This window comes from Sulfolobus sp. B1, assembly GCF_007050195.1.
Lineage (GTDB): Archaea > Thermoproteota > Thermoprotei_A > Sulfolobales > Sulfolobaceae > Saccharolobus.
In genome coordinates this window covers 1-3,903 of sequence record NZ_QIMI01000141.1, presented here as the reverse complement: position 1 = coordinate 3,903, position 3,903 = coordinate 1, and the positions used below count along the sequence as shown (strand labels likewise).

At 32.4% G+C, this 3,903-nt stretch carries 6 protein-coding genes; 4 read left to right on the top strand and 2 right to left on the bottom strand.

Features of this window, described 5'->3' with window-relative positions; translation table 11 throughout:
- Positions 1-104: 104 nt before the first annotated feature.
- Positions 105-410 carry a transcriptional regulator gene (locus DMP16_RS08420; RefSeq protein WP_069283867.1) on the bottom strand — a complete coding sequence of 102 codons (306 nt, stop codon included), beginning with the start codon at positions 408-410 and terminating at the stop codon, positions 105-107.
- Positions 385-1,149 carry an NAD(P)-dependent oxidoreductase gene (locus tag DMP16_RS08415; RefSeq protein ID WP_069283863.1) on the bottom strand — a complete coding sequence of 255 codons (765 nt, stop codon included), beginning with the start codon at positions 1,147-1,149 and terminating at the stop codon, positions 385-387. The genes DMP16_RS08420 and DMP16_RS08415 overlap by 26 nt, the downstream gene beginning before the upstream one ends.
- A gap of 143 nt (positions 1,150-1,292) precedes the next feature.
- On the opposite strand from DMP16_RS08415, the gene DMP16_RS11430 reads away from it, so the two are divergent.
- The 4 genes from DMP16_RS11430 to DMP16_RS08395 form a co-directional block, all read left to right on the top strand.
- The gene (locus tag DMP16_RS11430) at positions 1,293-1,592 is read left to right on the top strand and encodes a hypothetical protein (RefSeq protein ID WP_069283862.1); all 300 of its coding nucleotides are present in this window, start codon (positions 1,293-1,295) and stop codon (positions 1,590-1,592) included.
- A gap of 114 nt (positions 1,593-1,706) precedes the next feature.
- Positions 1,707-2,897 carry a Cdc6/Cdc18 family protein gene (locus DMP16_RS08405; RefSeq protein ID WP_069283861.1) on the top strand — a complete coding sequence of 397 codons (1,191 nt, stop codon included), beginning with the start codon at positions 1,707-1,709 and terminating at the stop codon, positions 2,895-2,897.
- Positions 2,878-3,198, top strand: coding sequence for a hypothetical protein (locus DMP16_RS08400; RefSeq protein ID WP_069283860.1), 321 nt, complete (start codon positions 2,878-2,880; stop codon positions 3,196-3,198). The genes DMP16_RS08405 and DMP16_RS08400 overlap by 20 nt, the downstream gene beginning before the upstream one ends.
- A gap of 74 nt (positions 3,199-3,272) precedes the next feature.
- On the top strand, positions 3,273-3,903 hold a 631-nt coding region (locus tag DMP16_RS08395), incomplete at its 3' end, for a hypothetical protein (protein ID WP_143577090.1).

Sequence of the window (3,903 nt, the reverse complement as noted above, 5' to 3'; positions counted from 1 at the left end):
CCGTAGTCCTTCAGAGCAATCAAGACGTTTTCATGATATCTAGGTTTGAAATGTACTAAAGTCTCTCCTAAGTCTACAAATACAGCTCTCATGGACTTTAATTTTTACTTTTTCCTAATTAAAAATTTTGGCGAATCAATCTTTTCCGATTTACATATGGGACATTTCGTTGGCCTCTTTATTTTCTCAGAATCAAAAACGTAACCACAACTCTTGCATCTGGGTGGTATTATTATTAATATGAAGTCCTTTCTCTTACTTGATTTCGCTAAATGTTCTAAATGTTCATAGACTTCCTTCTCTTTTCTTATACCCAATCTACTCATTATCTCTTTTGCACTTAATGGTTCATCTGAATAGGTTAAGAGAATTAAAATTTTCTCCCTAGTTGTTAAAAAGCTTTTGCTCAACTAAACTCATTATATTATCCTTCGCATTTATTTTAACGTTATATGCTCTAAGTAACCAATCATCCAACGAAAAATCTCTCATAGAACCATTGACTTCAACAATCTCGTTTCCGAAAACATCCGATAAATAATTACAAAAATCTAACATAGAAATTCTATTACTACCTACGTTTATTACACCTCTAGCATCTTTTTCTATAAAATGCTTTATCACCTTTGCTAATGACTGAGTACTGATTATTGATAGATAGAAGTTTTTGTTACATCTTAGAATTTTACCCTTTACTGATGCTCTTATAAAAGGATATAGAAAACCCTTGTAGCTTAAAGAAAATAAGGCACCTAATCTTAAAATTAAGTAGTTCCCCAGTCCCATTATAGTAGTCTCAGCTACTAACTTACTTAAACCGTAATAATTTAGGGGAGATGGAGTATTATGTTCCTTATAGTACCCCTTCTTACCATCATATACCATAAAGGTCGAAAGATATATGTTAACGCTCCCTATCTTAGAACCAGCCCTTGCTATATTGATAGCATACCATGTATTAAAAGTCCAGGCTAACGGAGGATTTTGAATGCTATCGTTCATGGGTATTTCATTAGTGTGAATAATAACGTTAGGCTTTTCTCTGATCACGCTAGACGGAGTGTCGACTATAATCACCTCGTACGATTTACCTAAATATACGGCAATTGTCTTAGCAACTTCTCCCTCATCAGTCACTGCTATTTTCAAACTATATTCAATTTTTCTATAGAGTTTAAAAACATATTTTAATGCTCAATTAATCTTTCCTTGCTATTCACTTGCGGAAGGAAAATTGTCATGTTAAAATATATTGGATTAAATATAAATATAACCTAACTAGTTTATGCTTAATGGGGAAAATTAGAGAAGCATTTAAAAAATCGACACTTGCTGTATCTTTATCTACATCTTATATATTATACTTAATAATAAGAGTTTCGCTTGAATCCTCAAAATTGGCGTTTATAGTAGCTCTTTTAGAGTTGTATCCTTATTTTTTAATTGAATATTTATCTACGACCCAAATAGTGTCTTTATTCTTTCAGTCTCTCTTAATATTAGTATTTGCAATCATAGTGTTAATTATAACCTCTATAATTTTTATATCTTACAAAATATATAAAAATATTAGGAAAGTATTTTTAAATTAACGAATTTTTATTGCATTAAAAATATTTTTACATAGTAACAAGTAATATCTTTGATTGTAAAATAGTTGATGTTACCAATAACCTTAACGAAAACAAGTTTAACTAATGAAACAGATGAAACTAAATGTGATTAGAGATACACTGAAAGGTGGTAAAGGTGAGGTTATTAAAAATCCTAAAGTTTTCATCGACCCCTTGTCGGTATTTAGGGAAATACCATTTAGAGAAGATATTTTGAGAGATACAGCCATAGCTATTAGATACTTTGTAAAGAACGAGGTAAGATTCTCCAACTTATTCTTAGGATTAACTGGGACAGGTAAAACTTTCGTAACTAAGTATATTCTCAACGAGATAGAGGAAGTGAAGAATGAGGATGAAGAATATAAACATGTAAAACAAGCTTATGTTAACTGTAGGGAGGTTGGTGGAACTCCGCAAGCAGTTTTATCATCTTTAGCAAGCAGGTTAACAGGTTTTTCTGTGCCTAAGCATGGTGTAAACTTAGGAGAGTATATTGAAAAAATTAAAAACGGGATTAGATCAGGAAAGGCTATAATATACTTAGATGAAGTTGATACTCTGGTCAAGAGAAGAGGCGGTGACATAGTTCTATATCAACTACTACGATCTGATGCTAATATTTCTGTGATCATGATCAGTAATGACATAAATATAAGGGATTACATGGAACCTAGAGTGCTATCGTCTTTAGGACCTTCAGTAATCTTTAAGCCTTATGATGCAGAACAATTAAAATATATTTTGTCTAAATACGCTGATTATGGATTATTCAAAAATACTTATGATGACGAAATCTTAGGATATATAGCAGCTATTTCAGCTAAGGAACATGGAGATGCAAGAAAAGCAGTCAATTTACTTTTTAGAGCGGCACAACTAGCTTCTGGAGAAGGCATGATAAGAAAAGAACATGTGGATAAGGCTATTGTAGAATATGAACAAGAGAGGTTAATTGAAGCCGTTAAAGCTTTACCGTTCCATTATAAACTCGCATTAAGAAGCTTAATAGAATCAGAGGATGTTATGAGTGCACACAAGATGTATTCTGACTTATGCAGTAAGTTTAAACAAAAACCACTTTCCTATAGGAGATTTTCTGATATAATTTCTGAACTTGACATGTTCGGTATAGTTAAGATAAGAATAGTGAATAGAGGAAGAGCAGGCGGAGTTAAGAAATATGCGCTAGTTGAGGATAAAGAGAAAGTGCTGAAAGCATTGAATGAAACGTTTAATGAAGATATGGAATTAGGTGAATTGGATGCTCTGGGAGAAAGTTAAGGTATTAGAGGAGAAAGCTGAGATGATAAGAAGAGAGATCGAAAGCATTGAAGAGCAAATCAAGGATTTACCGTCTGGTCATTTAGAAGTCAAGATCATAAACGGTAATAGGTATTATTACTTGAGGTACTGGGAGGATGGGAAACTAAAAAGTAGATATATAGGAAAAACTGCTGAAAATGTTAAGCAAAAATTGATTAAATATGAAGAACTTAGAAAAAGATTAACTAACTTGAAAGAAGAAGAGAGAAAAATAAATATAGTGTTGAGCAAAATTGAAAAAATTATAATTGATTCCTAAACAATTATTTTCTGACCTTTTTCATATCAACGATAAGTTTTTATATTCATTTATAAATATATTCATGATCTCGAATGATAGTAGTTACTGCGCAAACTTCCATCTCGCAGGCACTATCTGGTATAGCAACTAGTATAATAGACGCCATCCCTTCGATTATCCTATTCGTTATCATTTTGTTAATCGGTTATATAGTTGGAAATATTGTAGCATACTCGATAAAGACCTTCTTAGGAAGGATATTTAGAGAGGAACATGTAAGGGCTAGCGTTGATATAATTGCTGGAACCGTAAAGGCACTAATAATACTAATTGCATTATCTATAGCCTTGTCTTTTCTCCAATTAGGTAGTGCATCAGTCTACATACAAGATATAGCTAACTATTTACCAAAATTGGCTGGTGCTATAGTCTTGCTGACTATAGGTTTGACTTTGGTCAACATCTTAGTAGACTATATGCAAAAGCAAATAGGTTCAAGCTCTTCTGAACCTCTAATGACCGCAATTTTCAATGTTTTAAGATTTGGGTTATACGCAGCTATAATTACAGTAGCAGCTGCATTAGCAATATTCAGTGTAATACCTTATGTTGACCCTTACGTATTCTATGCAGTTATATTGGGTGCAGTAATTCTTTACGCAGCTTATTCATTAATAGATAAAATTTTAGTACCTTTTGCCAGTTCAACACCGGACCTAGCGT

Coding starts and splice junctions, on each gene's coding strand:
- DMP16_RS11430 (WP_069283862.1), top strand. CDS start 1,293: ATGGGGAAAATTAGAGAAGCATTTAAAAAATCGACACTTGCTGTATCT.
- DMP16_RS08405 (WP_069283861.1), top strand. CDS start 1,707: ATGAAACTAAATGTGATTAGAGATACACTGAAAGGTGGTAAAGGTGAG.
- DMP16_RS08400 (WP_069283860.1), top strand. CDS start 2,878: ATGCTCTGGGAGAAAGTTAAGGTATTAGAGGAGAAAGCTGAGATGATA.